This window comes from Psychrobacillus sp., from assembly GCF_056205495.1.
The window spans coordinates 1-2,350 of record NZ_JBAEAP010000544.1 but is presented as its reverse complement, the minus strand read 5'-3'; the positions used below and the strand labels follow the sequence as shown (position 1 = coordinate 2,350).

Genomic DNA, 2,350 nt, shown 5'->3' with positions numbered 1-2,350 from the left:
CAAACGGAGTATTTTTTCCTTTAGAAAGGAATGCTTCTTTATCTATTTTTTGTTCTTCTTTTAAATCTACTAATACTAAATCAGCTGGAGCTCCTACTTCTAGCTTGCCAAATTCAAACCCAAATACGTTCGCTGGCTTGATGGTCAAATAATCTAGCAGTTGCTTTAATGACCATTCCCCCGTTTTTACGAAATGAGTATACAGTAATGGAAAGGCTGTCTCTAATCCAACTATTCCAAAGGGAGCCTTTTCGAAACCATGTGCTTTTTCTTCATCTGTATGAGGGGCATGATCTGTTGCTATAAAATCTAAAGTTCCTTCTAACAATCCCTCACGTAAAGCCATCATGTCGTCTCTACCTCTGAGCGGAGGATTCATCTTCCAAATTGCATCATTTGCTGGAATATCCTCCTCGCAAAGTAACAAATGATGTGGACTTACTTCTGCAGTAACATGGATGCCGGCTTTCTTAGCGTCTCTAATCACTCGAACAGATTCCTTTGTACTTACATGGCAAACATGATAATGTGCTCCTGCTGCTTCAGCTAATAATATATCTCTCGCAATATGTACCGATTCTGAAACGGAATGGATTCCTTTTAATCCAAGCTCTTCATTTCGCTTTCCTTTATGCATTACCCCACCGTACAAAAGGGAATTATCCTCACAGTGAGCTACAACAGGAATAGTATGTTTTGCTGCCTCTTGCATCGCTTCCAGCATAGTTCCAGCTGTTTGTACACCGACCCCATCATCTGTTAAAGCAAATGCACCCAGTCCTTTTAGTGCAGCTATATCTGTACGTTCTTTACCTGCTTGACGTATGGTAATAGAAGCATAAGGAAGTACTCGAACTAGTGCATTTTGATCTACTAAATCTAGTACATGAGAAAAGTTTTCTACTGTATCTGGAACTGGACGAGTATTTGGCATCGCACAAATCGTAGTATATCCCCCTTTTGCAGCAGCCTTAGTTCCTGTTTCTATTGTTTCTTTATGCTCTCCACCTGGCTCACGTAAATGAACGTGTACATCGATAAAGCCAGCGGATAGTAACATTCCTTTACCATCAATCACTTGCGCATCTTCTAAAGTAGGAGTAGGAGTAATTTCAGCTATTTTTCCGTCTTTTACTACAACTGAGGTAGTTTCTAATTCACCTGATTTGTTTACTAGTTGGACGTTTTGAATAATTTTTGTCATGTTATTCTCTCCCTTTTAAGATCATCTCGATAACAGCCATTCGGATATAAACACCATTTTCCATTTGCTTAAAAATTCTAGAACGCTCACACTCTACTAATTCACTAGCTATTTCCACGTCACGGTTAAAAGGTGCAGGGTGCATAATGATTGCTCCATCTTTCATCCTTCGTTCCCGATCTACTGTAAGGCCATAAGACTTGTGATACGCTTCCTTTGAAAAAGAAGCCAAACCATCGTGACGTTCATGTTGTACGCGGAGCATCATTAATACATCACTTGTTTCTATCGCTTCCTCAAAACTATTAATAGTTTCAAATTCTCCTTGCCATTCAGGAGGACAGACAAATTGAACGGTGGCTCCTAGTCTTGTAAGAGCCTGCGCATTAGACCTTGCTACCCTGCTATGCACTATGTCCCCTACTATAGTGACAATTTTATCCTCTAAAGTACCAAACTCCTGCCAGATCGTAAAAATGTCTAACAGACTTTGAGTCGGATGATTGCCAGTGCCATCTCCGCCGTTAATGATTGCAGGCTTTACATTACCTATCAGCTCTTCAAAATAGTTATTTTGCTCATGTCTTATAACTAGTGCATCAAGTCCTATAGCTTCTAGTACCTTTACCGTGTCATATAGCGTTTCACCTTTTAACGTGCTTGAAAATCCTGCTTCAAACGGCAGCACATCGATTGGCAGCCTTCTTTCTGCCATTTCAAAGCTCATCTTAGTTCTAGTGCTCGGCTCAAAAAATAGATTTGCCATTGTATATTTATTTTTTAAATTAGAGGTTGCGCCTGTTCGGAATGCTTCGGCTTGTTCTAATATTGCAATTATTCGTTCTACAGATAATTCCTTCATTGAGACTAAATTTTTCATGATTATCCGCCTTTCTATAAGAAAACCCTCTTGAAAAAGCTCAAGAGGGTTCGTTAAAGCATGACCAAAGAAGAGATTTTTAACTAAAATTCTCTTTTCAATCTGAACCCTTCGTTGACTCTCTGTTCAACTTTTTAAAAGGTCATTATTCTATTGTCTCGTTACCTGATGCTTGTGCTTCTTTTTTACCTGGTAGTATCCAGTTTAAAACTACACCAACGATTGCTGCTAGTGCCATACCTTCCACACTCAAAGCCTCTGTAACT

Annotated in this window: 2 protein-coding genes; both read right to left on the bottom strand. The window is 39.4% G+C overall.

Annotated elements, in window-relative coordinates; all coding sequences use genetic code 11:
• The coding region (locus AC06OU_RS15330; protein WP_475856927.1) for a dihydroorotase at nucleotides 1-1,204 on the bottom strand (1,204 nt) is incomplete at its 3' end.
• Nucleotide 1,205: 1 nt separating this feature from the next.
• Nucleotides 1,206-2,084, bottom strand: coding sequence for an aspartate carbamoyltransferase catalytic subunit (locus AC06OU_RS15325; RefSeq protein WP_475856925.1), 879 nt, complete (start codon nucleotides 2,082-2,084; stop codon nucleotides 1,206-1,208).
• Nucleotides 2,085-2,350: the final 266 nt, after the last annotated feature.